Below are 247 nucleotides of genomic sequence, written 5' to 3' on the forward strand. Positions count from 1 at the left end.
GGGCGCGAGCGCGACGTCGTAGGCCTCGGCCATCGCTGCGATCTTCTTCACCTCGGTGATGCCGCCGGCGTGCGAGAGGTCGGGCTGGATGACGTCGACCGCGCCGTTCTCGAAGACTTGCTTGAAGTCCCAGCGGGAGTACATCCGCTCGCCCGTCGCGATCGGGATGGTCGTATGCGCGGCGATGTCCGGGAGCGCGTCGTTCTGCTCGGGGAGGACGGGTTCCTCGATGAACATCGGCTCGTAG

1 protein-coding gene is annotated in these 247 nt (G+C 66.8%); it reads right to left on the minus strand.

The window, feature by feature from the left end; all coding sequences use genetic code 11:
• Positions 1-247: galactonate dehydratase (locus HKX41_12725; GenBank protein NNC24999.1), on the minus strand; the 247-nt coding region annotated here is incomplete at both ends.

The organism is Salifodinibacter halophilus (assembly GCA_012999515.1).
Taxonomy (GTDB): domain Bacteria; phylum Pseudomonadota; class Gammaproteobacteria; order Nevskiales; family Salinisphaeraceae; genus Salifodinibacter; species Salifodinibacter halophilus.